Source organism: Nostoc sp. ChiQUE02 (genome assembly GCF_034531305.2).
Taxonomy (GTDB): Bacteria; Cyanobacteriota; Cyanobacteriia; order Cyanobacteriales; family Nostocaceae; genus Nostoc.
On sequence record NZ_JAVRBN020000002.1, the window covers coordinates 210,783 to 226,873 of the forward strand.

The 16,091-nt window shown below is 40.2% G+C and carries 15 protein-coding genes and 1 pseudogene; 11 read left to right on the forward strand and 5 right to left on the reverse strand.

Annotated features, from left to right (window positions below):
• Positions 1-496: 496 nt before the first annotated feature.
• Entirely contained in the window at positions 497-1,780 is a 1,284-nt protein-coding gene (locus RM347_RS03100; RefSeq protein ID WP_322718027.1) for a GGDEF domain-containing response regulator, read from the forward strand.
• 156 nt (positions 1,781-1,936) lie between these two features.
• Complete coding sequence (locus RM347_RS03105; RefSeq protein WP_322718028.1) at positions 1,937-2,497, forward strand: sugar O-acetyltransferase; 561 nt, start codon at positions 1,937-1,939, stop codon at positions 2,495-2,497.
• A 3-nt stretch (positions 2,498-2,500) separates the two neighbouring features.
• Here the strand turns inward: RM347_RS03105 and RM347_RS03110 are convergent, their stop codons facing one another.
• Together RM347_RS03110 and RM347_RS03115 are read right to left on the reverse strand one after the other, a co-directional pair.
• The gene (locus RM347_RS03110) at positions 2,501-2,881 is read right to left on the reverse strand and encodes a calcium-binding protein (RefSeq protein WP_322718029.1); all 381 of its coding nucleotides are present in this window, start codon (positions 2,879-2,881) and stop codon (positions 2,501-2,503) included.
• A 216-nt stretch (positions 2,882-3,097) separates the two neighbouring features.
• Positions 3,098-4,081 (reverse strand): DUF1517 domain-containing protein, encoded by a 984-nt coding sequence (locus RM347_RS03115; RefSeq protein WP_322718030.1) that lies wholly within the window; start codon positions 4,079-4,081, stop codon positions 3,098-3,100.
• A gap of 873 nt (positions 4,082-4,954) precedes the next feature.
• Between RM347_RS03115 and RM347_RS03120 the strand changes: the two genes are divergently transcribed.
• Both RM347_RS03120 and blaOXA read left to right on the forward strand, forming a co-directional pair.
• On the forward strand, positions 4,955-6,187 hold the full coding sequence (locus tag RM347_RS03120; RefSeq protein WP_322718031.1) for a glycosyltransferase family 4 protein: 1,233 nt from the start codon (positions 4,955-4,957) through the stop codon (positions 6,185-6,187).
• A 152-nt stretch (positions 6,188-6,339) separates the two neighbouring features.
• The gene (gene blaOXA / locus RM347_RS03125; RefSeq protein ID WP_322718149.1) at positions 6,340-7,203 is read left to right on the forward strand and encodes a class D beta-lactamase; all 864 of its coding nucleotides are present in this window, start codon (positions 6,340-6,342) and stop codon (positions 7,201-7,203) included.
• On the opposite strand, the gene thiS is transcribed toward blaOXA, so the two are convergent.
• The 3 genes and pseudogenes from thiS to RM347_RS03140 all read right to left on the reverse strand — a co-directional run.
• Positions 7,200-7,412: a sulfur carrier protein ThiS gene (thiS, locus tag RM347_RS03130; protein WP_322718032.1), complete on the reverse strand. Its 213-nt coding sequence runs from the start codon at positions 7,410-7,412 to the stop codon at positions 7,200-7,202. The two genes, blaOXA and thiS, sit on opposite strands and share 4 nt — an antisense overlap.
• An 85-nt stretch (positions 7,413-7,497) precedes the next feature.
• Positions 7,498-8,613, reverse strand: coding sequence for a thiamine phosphate synthase (locus RM347_RS03135; RefSeq protein ID WP_322718033.1), 1,116 nt, complete (start codon positions 8,611-8,613; stop codon positions 7,498-7,500).
• A gap of 517 nt (positions 8,614-9,130) precedes the next feature.
• A pseudogene (locus RM347_RS03140) lies at positions 9,131-9,280 on the reverse strand (hypothetical protein); the annotation flags it as partial.
• A 206-nt stretch (positions 9,281-9,486) separates the two neighbouring features.
• Here RM347_RS03140 and RM347_RS03145 point away from each other — a divergent pair.
• The 7 genes from RM347_RS03145 (at position 9,487) to RM347_RS03175 (ending at position 15,831) form a co-directional block, all read left to right on the forward strand.
• Positions 9,487-11,493, forward strand: a complete 2,007-nt coding sequence (locus RM347_RS03145; RefSeq protein WP_322718034.1) for a DUF1565 domain-containing protein — start codon at positions 9,487-9,489, stop codon at positions 11,491-11,493.
• A gap of 156 nt (positions 11,494-11,649) precedes the next feature.
• On the forward strand, positions 11,650-11,994 hold the full coding sequence (locus RM347_RS03150) for a DUF433 domain-containing protein (RefSeq protein WP_118168782.1): 345 nt from the start codon (positions 11,650-11,652) through the stop codon (positions 11,992-11,994).
• 3 nt (positions 11,995-11,997) lie between these two features.
• On the forward strand, positions 11,998-12,348 hold the full coding sequence (locus tag RM347_RS03155) for a DUF5615 family PIN-like protein (RefSeq protein WP_322718035.1): 351 nt from the start codon (positions 11,998-12,000) through the stop codon (positions 12,346-12,348).
• Between the two features lie 389 nt (positions 12,349-12,737).
• Positions 12,738-13,202, forward strand: coding sequence for a hypothetical protein (locus RM347_RS03160; protein WP_322718036.1), 465 nt, complete (start codon positions 12,738-12,740; stop codon positions 13,200-13,202).
• A 166-nt stretch (positions 13,203-13,368) separates the two neighbouring features.
• Positions 13,369-13,530: a plasmid partition protein ParG gene (locus tag RM347_RS03165; RefSeq protein WP_322718037.1), complete on the forward strand. Its 162-nt coding sequence runs from the start codon at positions 13,369-13,371 to the stop codon at positions 13,528-13,530.
• Positions 13,531-13,567: 37 nt separating this feature from the next.
• Positions 13,568-14,515 (forward strand): SEFIR domain-containing protein, encoded by a 948-nt coding sequence (locus tag RM347_RS03170; RefSeq protein WP_322718038.1) that lies wholly within the window; start codon positions 13,568-13,570, stop codon positions 14,513-14,515.
• 245 nt (positions 14,516-14,760) lie between these two features.
• The gene (locus tag RM347_RS03175) at positions 14,761-15,831 is read left to right on the forward strand and encodes a M48 family metallopeptidase (protein ID WP_322718039.1); all 1,071 of its coding nucleotides are present in this window, start codon (positions 14,761-14,763) and stop codon (positions 15,829-15,831) included.
• The last annotated feature ends 260 nt before the right edge of the window (positions 15,832-16,091 follow it).

Consider the following 16,091-nt stretch of genomic DNA (forward strand, 5'->3'; position numbering starts at 1 on the left):
CTAAACTCTTTAATTTTAGATAAGGATTATTTTTTAATACTTATTTAGTGTATGGATACTATTACATTATATACAAGCCATCAAATAATTTTTTCAAATTATATGAAAGTCGGTATTTTGCGATTTGATGAAATTTTATTCTTGATTAATTATTACATAAATACTATACTTAGCATTTATAATTTCCTTAAGAAAAATTATTGGATTTTTTTGAAAATCACTTTTTGATTGTTGTTAATTACATGGTAGCTTATATATCTGATGTTAATGGCATGATATCAACTGCATGTAATAATCAAAATTAGCTTTGACAAGCACAGAAATTATGGGAGGTTAATAACATTACTATTTGATCATTAGTCAGTATTTATATCAAGCAAGAAGACAGGTTACTTAGAGATTGTTTATGATAAAATAATGACTTTTGGAAATGACTTTTAGATCGAGTTGATACTGACAACAAAAATCTTAACCTTAGCAAACAGGTTACTGTAACATGTTCGCCCGCAAAATCCTAGTTGTTGAGGATGAAAAAATCCTAGCCTCAAATATTAGAAAAAGTTTACAAAAATTAGGTTATTCGGTTTCAGAAATAACTAAGTCTGGTGAAGAGGCGATAAAAAAAGTAGCAGAAACTCATCCGCATTTAGTATTAATTGATATTGGCCTAGCTGGGGAGATTGACGGTGTACATGTAGCGGATATTATCGAGAATCATTTCCATGTACCTATAATATATCTAACAGATGGTTCCGAATATAAAACATTAGATAAAAATCAGCCAAGTCAGCCTTTTAATTACATAATTAAACCATTTATTGAAAGTGATTTACATTTTGCAATTGAAATGGTTTTGTACAAACATCAAAGCAAAAAGATTTTATATGAAGAAAAACAGAGGCTAGCGGCAATTATTAACAGTATGGGCTGTGCAGTGATTGTAACCTATACAAATGGTTGTATTCAAATGATGAATCCCATAGCAGAAATAATCACTGGCTGGAAGCAAAGTGAAGCGTTCGGTAAAAATTTAGTAGAAGTCGTTAACTTAGTTGACAAAGATATAGGAGAAACAATTGAAAATTTAGCCACAAATGTAATCGAAGTAGGTGAGATTTTAAGTTTTCCAGAAAACTGTACACTGATTACTAAAGATGGCAAAGAAATAGCGATTGGGGATAATGTTGCACCCATCCGCGATCAAAATGGCAATATTACTGGGGCGGTTTTAGTTTTTCAAGACATCACTAAACGCAAACAGACAGAGGCACAACTGATCCGCAATGCGTTTTATGATGGGCTGACAGCATTACCGAATCGTGTTTTATTTTTAGATCGGCTCAGACAAACTATTGAACGTAGCAAACGCAGAAGCGATTATTATTTTGCAGTTTTATTTTTGGATTTAGATGGCTTTAAGGAGATTAACGATCGCTTTGGGCATGGAATAGGGGATGATTTTTTAGTAGCGATCGCTAGACGTTTAGAGTCGTGCTTACGTAGTGGCGATACTGTAGCACGATTTGGTGGTGACGAGTTTACTGTTCTTTTAGAGGATATTAAAGACATTACCGACGCCACCAATGTTGCTAAACGTATTCAAGACTCCTTACGATTGCCAGTTAACTTGAATGGATATCAATTATCTGCTACAGCTAGCATTGGTATTACTTGGAATTTTAGTAATTATGAGGAGCCTGCAACTCTACTACGGGATGCTGATATTGCTATGTACCGAGCTAAACGGCAGGGAAAAGCTACTTATGCGATATTTAGTTAATTAGTCCTTTCTGCTACCACTTCATTCAAATTGCTTTGATTTTCTTGACAACTATCTGGAATTTTGATTCATGGCGGTTTTCATCTAGATGAAATATGCTACTCTAGCCCCTACTAAGGTGTATCTTACACAACCGAGGAGCTACATAAGTCTGTCATGGAAAAAACCGAAAAACAGAAAATGCTTGCAGGCGAATTATATCTGGCGGAAGATCCAGAATTGGCTGCCGAGAATAAGCGGGCTAGTCGTCTGTTGCGAAGGTACAATTCTACAACTGAAGAACAGCAAGAGCAACGACAGCAAATTTTGCAAGAATTATTTGGAAAGATCGGTGACAAAGCATCAATTGTGCCACCCTTTCACTGTGACTATGGCAGTAATATTTTCGCTGGCGACAGATTGTATATGAACTATGGCTGTGTAATTTTAGACTGCAATACAGTTCATATTGGTGAAAATGTCTTGTGCGCTCCTTATGTGCAAATTTATACTGCTTATCACCCGACAGAGCCGGAAATTCGTCTTTCTGGTAGAGAATTAGCTGCCCCAATTAACATTGGTAACAATGTCTGGATTGGTGGCAGTGCAATTATTTGTCCAGGTGTAACTATTGGTGATAACACAACTATTGGTGCTGGCAGTGTAGTTGTCAAAGACATACCTGAGAATGTTGTCGCTGCTGGCAATCCCTGCCGCGTCATTCGGTATTTGTCTTAGAATTTAAAATTTATATCCTCTAGCAATCCAATAGAGCCAGTCTGCGATCGCTTCTTGAGTTTCACTATCGGCATCAACGGCTGCTATTTCAGATAATTTTGCAGAATATACATCATCATCCTTACCATCAATATAAGCCACTTCTACATACATATCTTTTAGGCACTCTTCATCTGGGGCCATTCCCAGCACTTCAACTTGTTTCTCCTCGGCAGTAGCCGATTTGCGTCCCTTTTTAGTCCATTTAGCCACAAAGGGAAAATTCAAAGTTTCCTCAAGGTAGTAGTACCAACCCATGGCCCGGTCTTCTTTATCTTCAGCATCTACAATGATCTCTGTTTTAATGCGATGCTCTCGGTTTTCGTCGAGTTCAACATTAGGCATAAGATAACGCTTTGCGTATAATGCATTTTGATAATACTACCAAAGTCAAGACTTAAGAATAATTTTTCTAAAATATAGTTCAGTATATCTAAGCTCTACAAAAAACCGCTTGTCATTGACAAGCGGTTTCTAGTGATTGCCCTCAAAGGGGAACTTTTTTGTTGGGCTAAGATGCCAAGTTTTTTCTTAGCGCTTCATCACGAAATTTCTTAGAGATTAAACAAGTCTCAAATCAGGATAATTTGCCAACACATCATCAGATGTCAAGGTATCATTTTCAGCTTGCGGAGTCCAAAGAACTTCAATTGCCAGAAGTTTATCACTGGGGATACTACCAATTTGCCGCAAAGCTTGACGTAAATCATCAGCACTATTAATAGCTGTTGGGATGTCAAACTTGCCTAATGTCGCCGCCAGCAAGGTAACAATGATGTATTCGCCAGGACCTTCAGTAAATAGGCGGGTGGGGTTGTCGAGTTCACCAGCCGGAGGTAAAGCATCTTTGGCAAGGGCTGCTCTTAACTGGTTGTTGACGTTAGAAAGAGTTTCCTCGCTAAACTTGCTGCGTTCTGCCAGTGACAGGCGATTAAACTGACTTTCCGCTGAATTTAAACTCGCTTGTTGAGTACCACCACCTGCATATACAAAGTATTCGGGATGGCGGAGTAAAGCTAGGCTGGCTTCTTGGAGAATTTCTGCTCTTCCCTCTGGGGTATTAGTATCAGCAGTTTCAGCAATGTGGTTGAGTTCATTTTGCAATTCACGGGCTTGAGCTAACAAACCTACTTGCAAACGAGTTACCGAAACCGGAGAGTTACTGCTGTAATCTGCTTCTGGAGTTTCACCGCCAGAGACGCGGCGGAAAGTTTGCAATAAGAAATTAGCGATCGCAAAGAAAATTAAGATGCTAAATAGACCACCGAATCCTCCTCCAATACCCCAGAAGGGAATTAGGAAGGGAAAGCCAAAACCACCACCAAAACCACCACCAGGATAGTATCCGCCCCCGCCAGGAGGTGCATAGGTACGCGGTGTATATGTGCGGCTAGAAGGTGCTCTAAAGGAACCACCACCGATCCGACCCCCGCTGCGGGCCGCTAATGCGCCATCGGCATGACTAAGAGCCAAAGCTAACACCAGGCTTAGGGCTAAGAAGGTTTTTAACAGCGGTTTGATGGTTTGTTGTAGTTTTTTACGCATAATACAATCGCTTGGAAAACGGAATTATTTATGATTTCTCCCCACGCTGGTTAGGAGTGTTGCGATCTGTCGCTAACGCCAGCCCTTAACAAACAAGCTTTGTAGCATTTACTTTTAAAGGCTACATATTCAATTTACCGCGTCTTATCTTGGGTAGGTAGCGATCGCAGGGGGGATTTCTCGACTGGGGAACCGTACCTTAAGATATGTTCACAATTACAGAAAGTTGCGATGTCTACGACGGGCTACGCCTACAGGCAATTGTTGCTACGTTTTGGATTAGCACTTTCAAGCTTACAGTCTTGAATTATACAGATAATTTTAATTTTTAATGATTGTCTTGACTAATATTTTTAATACTTCACCTTACTTGTTTTGTCTCAGGTGCAAGGATATTTTTAAATGACGAGAAGCATTTACTACATCTATAAGCTTCTAATTTACTTATACATAGTAGAGTACAAAGTATCCATGATGCCCATAAGTAAGCGCAGCAATACACCAGGTAGCTATCAAATACTTATTCAACTTTTTGGCATTTTGGCACAACAATCCAGAATATTTAGGATATTTTATTGAACGTAGCTAAATTTCGTAATTTTCGCAACAGTTGTTTACTGAGCAATTTGGCTACAAGTGCTAGCTTTTATTTATTGTTCATCATGCACAGAAATTCTCAATTAGTGAGAAATTTGCAGCAAAAATAAGATCAACACAATAAAAAAACAATCTTCCTGGCTAATCTTCTCAAAGAGGCTTTAAATTTGTCTACACATTCGTTTTAAAAGAAATAAAATAATAATTAGGGCTTTGAAAGTAATTGTAATTGTAAATAAATTAAAAATTATTTGAAATATAGTTATCAACTTTATTATGGAACATATTTCTCAACTAACAGCCGAAATTAGAGACAAAGCTGCATACCCAGATATTCTAGTCATATCCCGGATATTCTTGCCAAAAGAAGCTGTAATTGGGGAATATATCTATAATCGCTGTCTCCAAGATCCAGAACGAGTTATTGTGCTAGCGGCTAGTTGCTCAGGAGATAAAGTATTTGATGAAAGCCAACAATTTCCTGTATATCGCTGGTCTTATCCTAGATACTGGCGTAGTGGCTGTGTGGGAAGTATCCTAAAGCCTTTTTTGAATATCGTCTGCTCATTTGTCCTAGCAATTAAACTCTATTTTCGCTATCACTACCGTTATATAGAGTGGGGTCATGGCTATGACTTTCCGTCACTGTTGCTATTGAGCTATTTGTTACCTATTCGCTTTTTTATCTATTTGCACGGCAACGATCTTCTTTGTACTTTACACAATCCCGTGTTGCGATCGCTATTTAAATTAACACTTCATAGAGCCGAAGGTATTGTATGCAACAGTTCTTATACAAGAGACTATCTCAGAAATGCTTTGCGATTAGATACTCCTACCCACATCATTAACCCAGTAATCAGACCAGAAAAATTTGGTAATAATGTAGCGAGTCCCAGTAACCTTGATGATTTACGTGTTCGCGTGCGTCAGACGTACAACATTCCTGAATCAGCAATAGTTATTCTCTCCATCGGTAGACTAATAAAACATAAAGGTTTCGACCGAGTAATTGATAACATCCCACTATTGCTAACTTTTGGGGTTGATGTTCACTATATAGTCTGCGGTCAAGGGCGAAGTGAATCGGAACTGAAATCTCTGGCGCATCGTTTGCGGGTAGATAAGCGCGTCCACTTTGCCGGATATGTGCCAGAGCGGGAATTAGCAGGTTATTATGCAGCCTGCGATATATTTGCCATGCTGACTTTATTGGATACTAAACCTAATAATATGGAGGGTTTTGGTGTCGTTTATTTAGAAGCAAGTTACTTCGGTAAGCCTGTAATTGCCCCTCGTCTAGGCGGTGTTCTAGATACAGTTCAGCATGAAGAAAATGGCATACTAGTTAATCCCAATTCTGGTTATGAAGTGTTTCAAGCTTTCAATCGATTGTGCAAAGACGAGCAATTGCGTGAGCAACTCGGCCGCAAAGGTAAAGAATTAGCCAAGCGGAGAACCCTTCATCGATCGCTTTATAAATCAGAAGGGAGAAACGCGATTTTGTGAGATGAATGCACATTGAGCGATGACCTCTAACAAACAGCTCCGCAAATGAGCAAGTTGCAGTGTAGGATCTCGCTTGTGATGCGATTAAATGTGCAATGAAAAATATCTTGTTTCACATGGGGCGATTCCTTCGGCGTTACGCAAAGTGCCGAATGCAATCTCTTGTGTTTACAGTCATTGGATGTCTTGCTGTATTGAGTGTGATTACCTTTGGAGGGATGTATGTTGTGGCTCAACCTGCTTCAACCTCATCTGAACGTCCAGCAATTATGACTGTTAAAGCGCCAAATTTAGGGCGACACTTTCAAGAATTCGGGCGTAAAGGCTCAATCTTGATTTATGACTCGAAAAATAACCGCTTCTATGAACACAATCCTCAACGTAATGCAACTGCGATCGCTCCAGCTTCGACATTCAAAATTTTTAACGCGCTGGTGGCGCTAGAAACAGGTGTAATTCCTGATGATGTGGCGGTTCTCACTTGGGATGGGATTCACCGAGAGATTGACGCCTGGAATCATGATACGAATTTGCGTCAAGCCTTTAAGGATTCAACTGTTTGGTTCTATCAAGTACTAGCACGTAGGGCTGGATATGAACGGATGCAGCAATTTATTAATAAAGTAGGTTACGGGAACCGTCAAATTGGCACCGCCGCAGACATTGATCGTTTTTGGCTACAACAGCAGCTATTGCAAATTACACCCAAAGAGCAAATTAAGTTTTTGCAACGGTTGTATCAAGGCGATTTGCCTTTCTCGCAACGGACAATAAATCTTGTCAAAGACATTATGGTACGCGAACAAACTCCAGACTACACACTGCGGGGAAAGACGGGATGGTTAACAAGTACTAAACCAAACGTTGGTTGGTTCGTGGGTTATTTAGAGCAAAACAAAAACGTTTACTTTTTCGCCACAACCCTTGATATGCATAAACCAGAGGATGCACCCGCTCGCATTGAGATTACACGACGCAGCCTTAAGGATTTGGGCTTGCTGGCTCATATCAACTAACCACCCCCGACAATAGTTACCACTTCTAAGCGATCGCCTGGTTGCACTTTTATTTCCGGCCAAAACTGGCGGTGTAAAATTTCGCCGTTATACTCCACAGCCACCAAGCGGGGGTTAAAACCCAATTGTTGGAGTAAGTCGGGTAAAGAAGTTTGAAATGAGCAGCTATGATTTTCTCCATTTACCTGAATCGTAATCTCGTTAGACATAATATGTGGGGACTGGGGACTAGGGAATGGGGTATTAGGTATTGGTTATTCACTTTGGATAAATGACTAATGACTAATGACTCTTTTAAAGTTCTGGTTTAATGCGATTGAGTTGCGAGAGCAAATATTGTGTCACCAGGGTAGGCTGTTCGGCTTGCATGACCGATCGCACCACCGCTACACGTTCGGCTCCGGCATCGATCACATCATTGATATTATTGGCATCTATTCCCCCAATCGCAAACCAGGGAATTGAGCAATTTTTGGCAGCATAGCTGACATATTCTAAACCTGTTGCTGCTTTACCTACTTTCGTGGGAGTTTCATAAACTGGCCCCACGCCAATATAATCTACACCTTCAGCAATTGCTGCTTGCATTTCTTCTTTATTTGTGGTGGAAAGACCGATTAAACGCTGCGAACCCAGTAATTGCCGAGCAATGGCAATAGGCATATCTTGTTGTCCCAGATGCACCCCATCTGCATCGACAGCTAAAGCTACATCCACGCGATCGTTAACGATAAACAAAGCACCGTAGATGTGGCATAACTGCCGTAATTTTTTCGCTTGTTCCAGACGCAAAGAATCATCAGCAGTTTTGTCACGGTATTGTAGGAGCGTTAATCCCCCTTTAAGTGCAGCTTCGACATTGTTCAACAAAGTTTCACTAGGGGAAGTAACAAGATACAAACGCGATCGCCATAACAATTGATGGCGCTGATGACCCATTAAACTACTTTCTAGGGTATAAACCTGATAGCGCATTTGCTTACAAGCTTTAGCCATATTTGGCTGGTAAAGCTTGCTATATTCTTCCAGCACCCGTAATGCTTCTTCTATCCGGCAAAAGTTAGCTTGCAACACCGATTTTATACTAGCTCGTTCTTCTTCCTGAGGATGAGTTAACTCAGTGCCAGGATCGCCTGGTGTATCTCGCGCCGCTCGCAATTCGGAGGTATGCCACTTGGCTACCTCTTGTCGCAAACGCTTGCATTCAAGAGCCAACTGGGCATTATTCAACCCAAACCGACACCATTCCTCAATAATTCGCAAGCCCTCACGGGCGCGGTCTAAATTGGCATCTAAAATGCGGTAAACAACTTGCTGTATTTGCTCTTTTTGGCTGTATGGCTCGACCATTACAACAACCCCATTAGTGCTTTCATCGAAGTGTGAATTATCATAAGTCCTAGTAACCATAAGTTAATTAATTTACTTTTTTTTACTTTTTTTTGCGGAATCTACGCAAAACAACGTAGTGGTGAGGGTTACAGTAAATTATCCCATGTTCCTATAGATAGTGATAAGTGTAGTTTGAGGCTACAGTTTCGCACTAAGGTTAGTCAAGTATTTTACGGTAAACGACAAGCTTACAAAGGACTGGGAAGTGTGGATACACCAGAAAATCTATAATCGGCAAATTAAATTTGAGACTGTATGGATACTATTTAGAGAGCATTTATTTATAAAGTAAATCTTAACTTTGTAATAGAGCGCTTTCTCGCCAAAATACCATCCGAGCCTATTTATTGAACGCAATCTGATTACCACAGTTTTATACGTCCTTGCGTTTGCTGATCGGTAGCATTTCTGCTCTACATCTTCAGTCTGTCCGTGTGGAGGCAGCTGCCGATACGCAATGAACCTATTGAGAAAACTACTCTTGATTCAGCGATTGCATCTCCCGCGTGGAGGCAGCCATCGATACACAATTAACCTATCGATATTGAGTACTTCTGGATCTGCTCCTGCTGTTTGCTGCTAGCCTAAGCGCTCTCATGCCCCTTGGTCTAGATTTGATCGCTCCGCAGCGTAGCAACATCGCTGCCATGTCGTAATCCCCACGCTCAACACACCAATGTAGTGGTAAGTCTCCTTACTCTTTTAGAGTGAGAGTCTTTTGGCCTTCGCGTAGCGTGTTCTTTAGGACAAGGTATTGTTGAACAGACACAATATCATTTATTACTCTGTATTAAATATCGCCAATCAGTCAATATTATGAGTAATATTATCGACATAATACTCTCTAAGAGTATAAGAATTTATTATTACTTCTAAGGAGACGTGTTAAATATGATGCTCCCACGTGTGTTTGCTAAGTACCGTAGAGTAGATGTTATGCTTGCAAAGCTGAAGTTTCTGAAATCAGCAAAGCTTTTATTTTTTAGTTTTTCGGTATTATCTTTTACTGTAGGCATGGGAGCGACAAGTATGGCGTTCCTGGATAGCGCGTTAGCGGAGCTTGCCGTTGGCGTACCCCTACGGGGAAGCAAGCTACGCGTTAGCGTCTCTGAAAGAGAAGCCTCTCGTAGAGAAGGCATCGCTCAAATTCCATTGACACCAGATTCAGCACCTCTGGGTGAGAAAACAACTTCTCAGGTTAACGTGCTGTTTGTCAACCCTAGTGGTGGAGATGACAAGGCAGGCAATGGCAGCGAATCCGCTCCTGTAAAAACAATTACCCAAGCGTTGCGATTAGCTAACACCAATACTGTAATTATGCTCTCCACGGGCACTTATAGCGCCGAGACAGGTGAAGAATTTCCCTTAATGCTGAAACCGGGTATTTCAATTCAAGGCAACCCTAGCAATCAAGGTAAGGACATTATCATTCAGGGAGGTGGTGATTACCTGAGTCGGAGTTTTGCTGGTCAAAACGTCACAATTGTTGGAGCAAATCAAGCGGTACTGACTGGGGTGACGGTAACAAACCCTAATCGCCGTGGTTACGGTTTATGGATTGAATCTAGCAATCCGGTAGTCGCAGAAAATACATTTACTGCCAGTACCCAAGATGGGATTTCCGTCAGTGGTAACGCTGCACCCACCATTAGTAAGAATTACTTCGATCGCAATGGAGCCAATGGCATCACAATTGCTGGTAACTCTACTCCACAAGTGAAGGAAAATGTCTTCCACCAAACGGGTTTTGGCATTAATATTGCCCAAAATGCCGCTCCTATAGTCATCGGCAATCAAATTCAGAACAATAGATCGGGAATTGTGGTACAAGCAAATGCCCGCCCGATTTTACGGAATAATTCTATTCAAGATAATAAAGAAGATGGTTTAGTTGCGATCGCTCAAGCAATGCCAGATTTGGGTAGTGCATCTGAACCTGGGGGTAATACATTTCAAAATAATGCCCGTTACGACATTAACGCCAGCGCTGCTAAACAGGTGATTTCTGCTGGTGGTAATAATCTTGTGAGCGATCGCATCAGTGGCAAGGTAGATATTAACGGGACAACAGCACTAGCAGCCGCAATTTCTCAACCCACCCCTGTCCCTAACAATGCGTTACGAGAAATACCACCAACTGGGGAAATCAGCTTCTCGGCTCCCGAAATCTCTGAAACTACCAATAGGCAAACAGCGCCATTATCCAGCAACAGCATTTCACCAAATAATCGTGTTCCTGGACAATTAAACACTCAACTGCTGCCATTGTTGCCTGCGAACATACCACTTTCAGCGCCCATTTCTAATCAACAGCCATCCACTTCTAGAGTTGCTAGATTTCCTACTCCTAGCAGCTTGTCAGGTAGACAAGTATCAACTAACACTCAAGTTACAACTCCTAGTGCAGCAGAGCCGCCTGATACACGACAGTTGAATTATGTGCGGATTGATCCTAATACGATTGAGTTTACTGCCCCTGAGTATCCATCCAATTCAGCTGCACAGCCACTAGTTCCAAGTATGAGGGATCAAACACAGCAGCCATTACCAATACCAATACTAGAAGCTGCTGCCCCAAGGGCTTCAGCACTTTTACCACTTCCTAATAACAATATCCCTATTGGTAATACTCGCAATATACGAACAAATTCTACAACTATTCCCTATGGCGGTAACTCTCCGACACAGTTCGGTATACGTTATCGCGTGGTAGTGCCACTAGCAACTGATAAGGATCAAGATTTAGTACGATTCCTTGCTCCTGGTGCGTTTCCCACAGTTTGGGAAGGTCAAAGAGTTATGCAAGCAGGAGTATTTAGCAGTGAATATAACGCTAAAGAAATGCTCAAAACACTCTCTACCAACGGTTTAAGAGCCATTATGGAGCCGTTGAATTAATTGGGCATTGGACATAGGGCAAAAGGGGTGGAGGGGAAAGACTTACATCCCCTCCAGTCTTTTTCCTCAATTTTGAATTTTGATGTAAGGGCGATCGCTCTTTAACGGGTAAAGTAAACTGAAGGCAGAAATACCACAAATCCAAGAATTACCCCCATGAGCGTTCAAATCGAATTTCAGGTTACCGCTCCACCGTTTCGTTGGGATGAAGCTGGAGGTATTCGCATCGGTCAAAGCCGCGTTACTCTCGATAGCTTGTTAGCAACATATCATAACGGCTCTACACCTGAAGAAATTGCTGTTCAGTACCCCGTTCTCTGTTTAGGGGAGATATACGCAGCGATCGCATACTATCTCACCCATCGCCAAGAAATCGACAATTACCTAGAGCAGCGTCGCAAAAAAGCTCAACAACAGCGAAATCAATTTGTCCAGCAATATAATTTAGCTAATCTTAGGCAGCGCTTGCGCGATCGCTATCAGCCCCAAGGAGAATTATAGCTAGTGCGTCTATTGACTGATGAGAACTTCAATGGCTCGATATTGCGGGGCTTGATAAGACGTTTACCTGGATTGGATATTGTTCGTGTCCAAGATGTAGGTCTAATCCATACTGATGATTCCACTATTTTAGAGTGGGCAGCCAATGAAGAACGCATCTTGCTTACCCATGATATAGCAACAATTACTGTCCATGCTTATGAGCGAATCAACAAAGGTTTGTCTATGCCTGGAGTTGTTGAAGTTATTGCAACGGCTCCGATCGGACAGGTCATTGACGACTTATATTTATTTGTTCGTTGCAGTAAGTTTGGTGAATATGAAGGTCAGATCCTTTTCATTCCCTTTTCTTGATTGTAATGGGCGATCGCCGGTCAAAATGAAATCAATCGACTTAAGAGAGCGATCGCTTTTCTAATGTGGAGGAGGTAATCGCGGTTTCATTAAAGGAGCGATCGCACAGTTAGCAAAGACTTGTATAAGTGTACAGTGACAAATTATCTGTCATCGGTGACAGATTAGTGTCGTCGTACAAAATGCTTGTCATCAAAAAGCTGAGTGTAGTTGAAAGCGAGGGGAGATGCTCCTAGTACAACACGGCGGAAATAAACATACCATTTCAAATGGCGCAAGAGCTTGGAATACAATTATTTTGACTTTTGACTTTTGACTTTTGACTTCCGCCTTACCGTTACAATAAAGTTGGCTAACGTTTTAAACATATAACATTCAATAAAAAGTCAGTGAGTAACTCTAGTCCGCAGCCACAACCACCTAAAGTAACGTTTGAGTCCGATGCTGTGCAAAGTTACCTGAACATTTTGCAGGGAGTTATTGGGCGAATGGCCTCTAACAGTGCCAACTGCAAAACTTGGTGCGTTTCTTTAGTTTCAGCAATTCTTGTGGTGATTGCAGATAAGAACAAGCCTAATTATGCTTGGATATCTTTAATACCAATAATACTTTTTTTCTTACTAGATTCTTACTATTTGGGTCAAGAACGAAGCTTTCGTCAGATTTATAATGATTTTGTAAAAGAGTTGCATTCTTCTGGTGAAATTGCAATCGATAAACTATTTGCTCTAAAGCCGCCTCAAGGCATGAATGTTGTCAATTTGTTATTTTCCTCCAGCCTCTCCTTTTCTATATATCCGTTTTATCTGACTCTGGTGCTGACCGTAATTATTGCTAGATTTCTCATTCTCTAGCAGTTAGAAATGTTTCCCTTCATAACACCTGCTATTCAGCGTCCCTTGCCTATAGAAGTTCCGATAAGATTTATTAATGTGTTAGTTCTGGGATTTTGGCGGAATCTCCATTTTTGGCTTTGTAGCTTGTTAGTAGTAAGTTAAATGCCTCATCATATATAAACAGATGAACAAAGAGATGCACATCTGCATTGAAGATGATTTAAAGAAGCGCTTCCATGCTACTTGTGTGCTGCATGGTAAAAAGATGAGTCAGGTAGTCATTGAATTGATCGAACAGTGGCTGCAAATAAACGAAGCCTCTCCAAACAGTGAGGGGAAGAGGTAAGAAACTATCACGATTTTGATTATAGGTACTAAATAACATGAATCAGATTTATCCAAAGGTCTTTATCAGCTATAGCTGGGACTCACCTGAACACCAAAACCAAGTTTTACAACTATCGGATCGTCTCCGCTCGGAGGGGGTTGACTGCCAAATTGACCAGTATGAAGATTTTCCATCTGAAGGATGGCCTCGCTGGATGGAAAATCAGCTGGAATGGGCTACATTTGTGCTTGTAATTTGCACTAAACACTATTGCCAACGATTTAGGGGTCAGAATGAAGCTGGTAAAGGTAAAGGTGTGACATGGGAAGGAGCAATTATCGCCCAAGAACTTTATAACGGATACGTAAACAACACCAAGTTTATCCCTGTTATTTTTTCCCCCCAAGATTCAGGTCATATTCCTGTTATACTTTCTTCTTTCTCTCGCTATGTCCTTGACCTTGAAGAAGGATATGAAAAGCTTTACCGCTACCTGACTAGCCAACAGGCTACTCCGAAAACAGAACTTGGCAAGCTGCGAACCTTACCACTTCGTGAACGCAAGCAAGATTTCGTCGAGGCATCAGAAGAAAAGAAAGATTATATTACTCAAGGATCAGTTACAGAAAAGGATAAAATTGTCTCTAAGCTTATCGATAAATTATTTGATGCTTTATATAGTCATAAAATTGAGCTAGAAATTCAGAAATTTAAGATGATTGCTCATAAATCTTTGTTTTTAAATGGAGAAATAGAACAAAGATTTATTAAAAATAACTTTAGTTCATCATTTGCAGTAGCCAATCGCTACAAACGTCCCACGCAAATCATTTATAGTAAACCTGGGCGAACAAAAGTTGGATTGAGAGGAAACAAGGAAGAAGGTAAAGAAATAATATATTTCATTGCTCGTAATGATAATTTAGGTGGATTACCTGGTGAAGTTCGCATTTTTTTTCCTGCTAATAATGAGATAGCTAAAATATCGGGATTAAGTTTATGATATGTAAATTATTGTTCATGCAAATTTTGCTATCTATAAGTAGTTATTTTGATAATTGTTATCAGATATTCTCTACATTACTCTGAAAAAATAGGTTTTTCTTATTAGACTATTTTGTTATTTTTTTCAGGGTAAGCATATTTTAGAAAAAACCTGTATTCAAAATACAAAATTAGATGCGTTTACCCTGTATTATTATGGTTAACAGTTGATATTTATCAGGTTGTAAATGGAGATTCGATTCTATGGTAAGCATTAAGAAAATTGAAGGACTTGATCCTCTTGAATACCAGCATCCCGAAGATCGTAAAGCTCTACTGGCACTAGAGAAAACACCAGGTTTAGGATTTTTAGTGAATAAATTTTACGAATTGGGGTTTGAAACCTTGTTGAGAATTGAGTTTACTGGCAGTAATCTTTTAGTTACCGATAGCGCTTTTCCTGAAATTTATCCAATTTTTGAAAATGCTTGTGATAATTTAGATTTAGACCCTAAAATAGAACCACAATTTTATTTTCGATGGAGCGACTATTTCCGTATATTAGATTTTCCAACCAATAATATGCAAGGGCTTACAGTAGGCGTAAGCAAGCCAATTATTGCTATTAGCGCTGAGGCTATCGAAAACTTCTCTGATGCAGAGTTATTATTTTTGATTGGCTGTGAGGTTGGTCGTGTCAAGAGCAAGCAGGTTCTTTATGAAGATATTGCCCGCTTACTTCCAGTACTGGGCAGTGCAATTTCAACAGTAGCTTTTGGATTAGGTGGGTTAACTGGTTCTATTACCGGCGGATTACATATCGCATTAAACCAATGGCTTAGGATGGCGGACTATACCGCAGATCGAGCTGGCTTGCTCGCGTGCCAAGACTTTGAGGTTGCAATGACTGCATTGGCAAAAATGGCAGGATTACCACCAAAATATTTTAGCTCTTTTAATGTTAATGAATTTAAAAATCAAGCAAGAGAGTTTGAGGGAATTGGAGATAATCTATACAATAAAGTCCTCAAAGTAATTAGTACAGTACAAAGAGATCAAGCTTTTACAATTGCACGTGCCCATGAACTTCTAAAGTGGGTTGAGTCTGGAGAATTTCAGGACGTTTTAGACCGTAAAATAAAAGTCCAATTACCACAGACTACATCAGAAGAAGCTCAACTATCGCAAACTATATTAGAAGAAGCTCAACTACTAACACCCGAGAGATGTCGTCATTGTAATTTTGAACTTTTAGCTTCACATACTTTTTGCCCAAACTGTGGAAAGAAAGTTTCTACCCAAGGGTGGTTTGGTTTAGGCAAAGGAAAATCTTAACTACTTGACCCGTAAACCATCGGTGAGAGGTTAAAATGAAGCGCATTTTGTCAATAATTTAAAATACTCAAAAGAGCCAAAACGTGTAGTGGGGGGCGAAAAGTATTATTTTCTCGTGGTTGTGAGCAGCGTTGCTAACTTTGAGTATTTTCCCAACTTAGGGTCATAAGTTGGTATTTGAGTTCTGACTGGATTAATTAGTAAATATGTACTAAAATAGTGTTTGCTTGTAGCCTTCTTGTGTTTGGTTAAAACAGAGA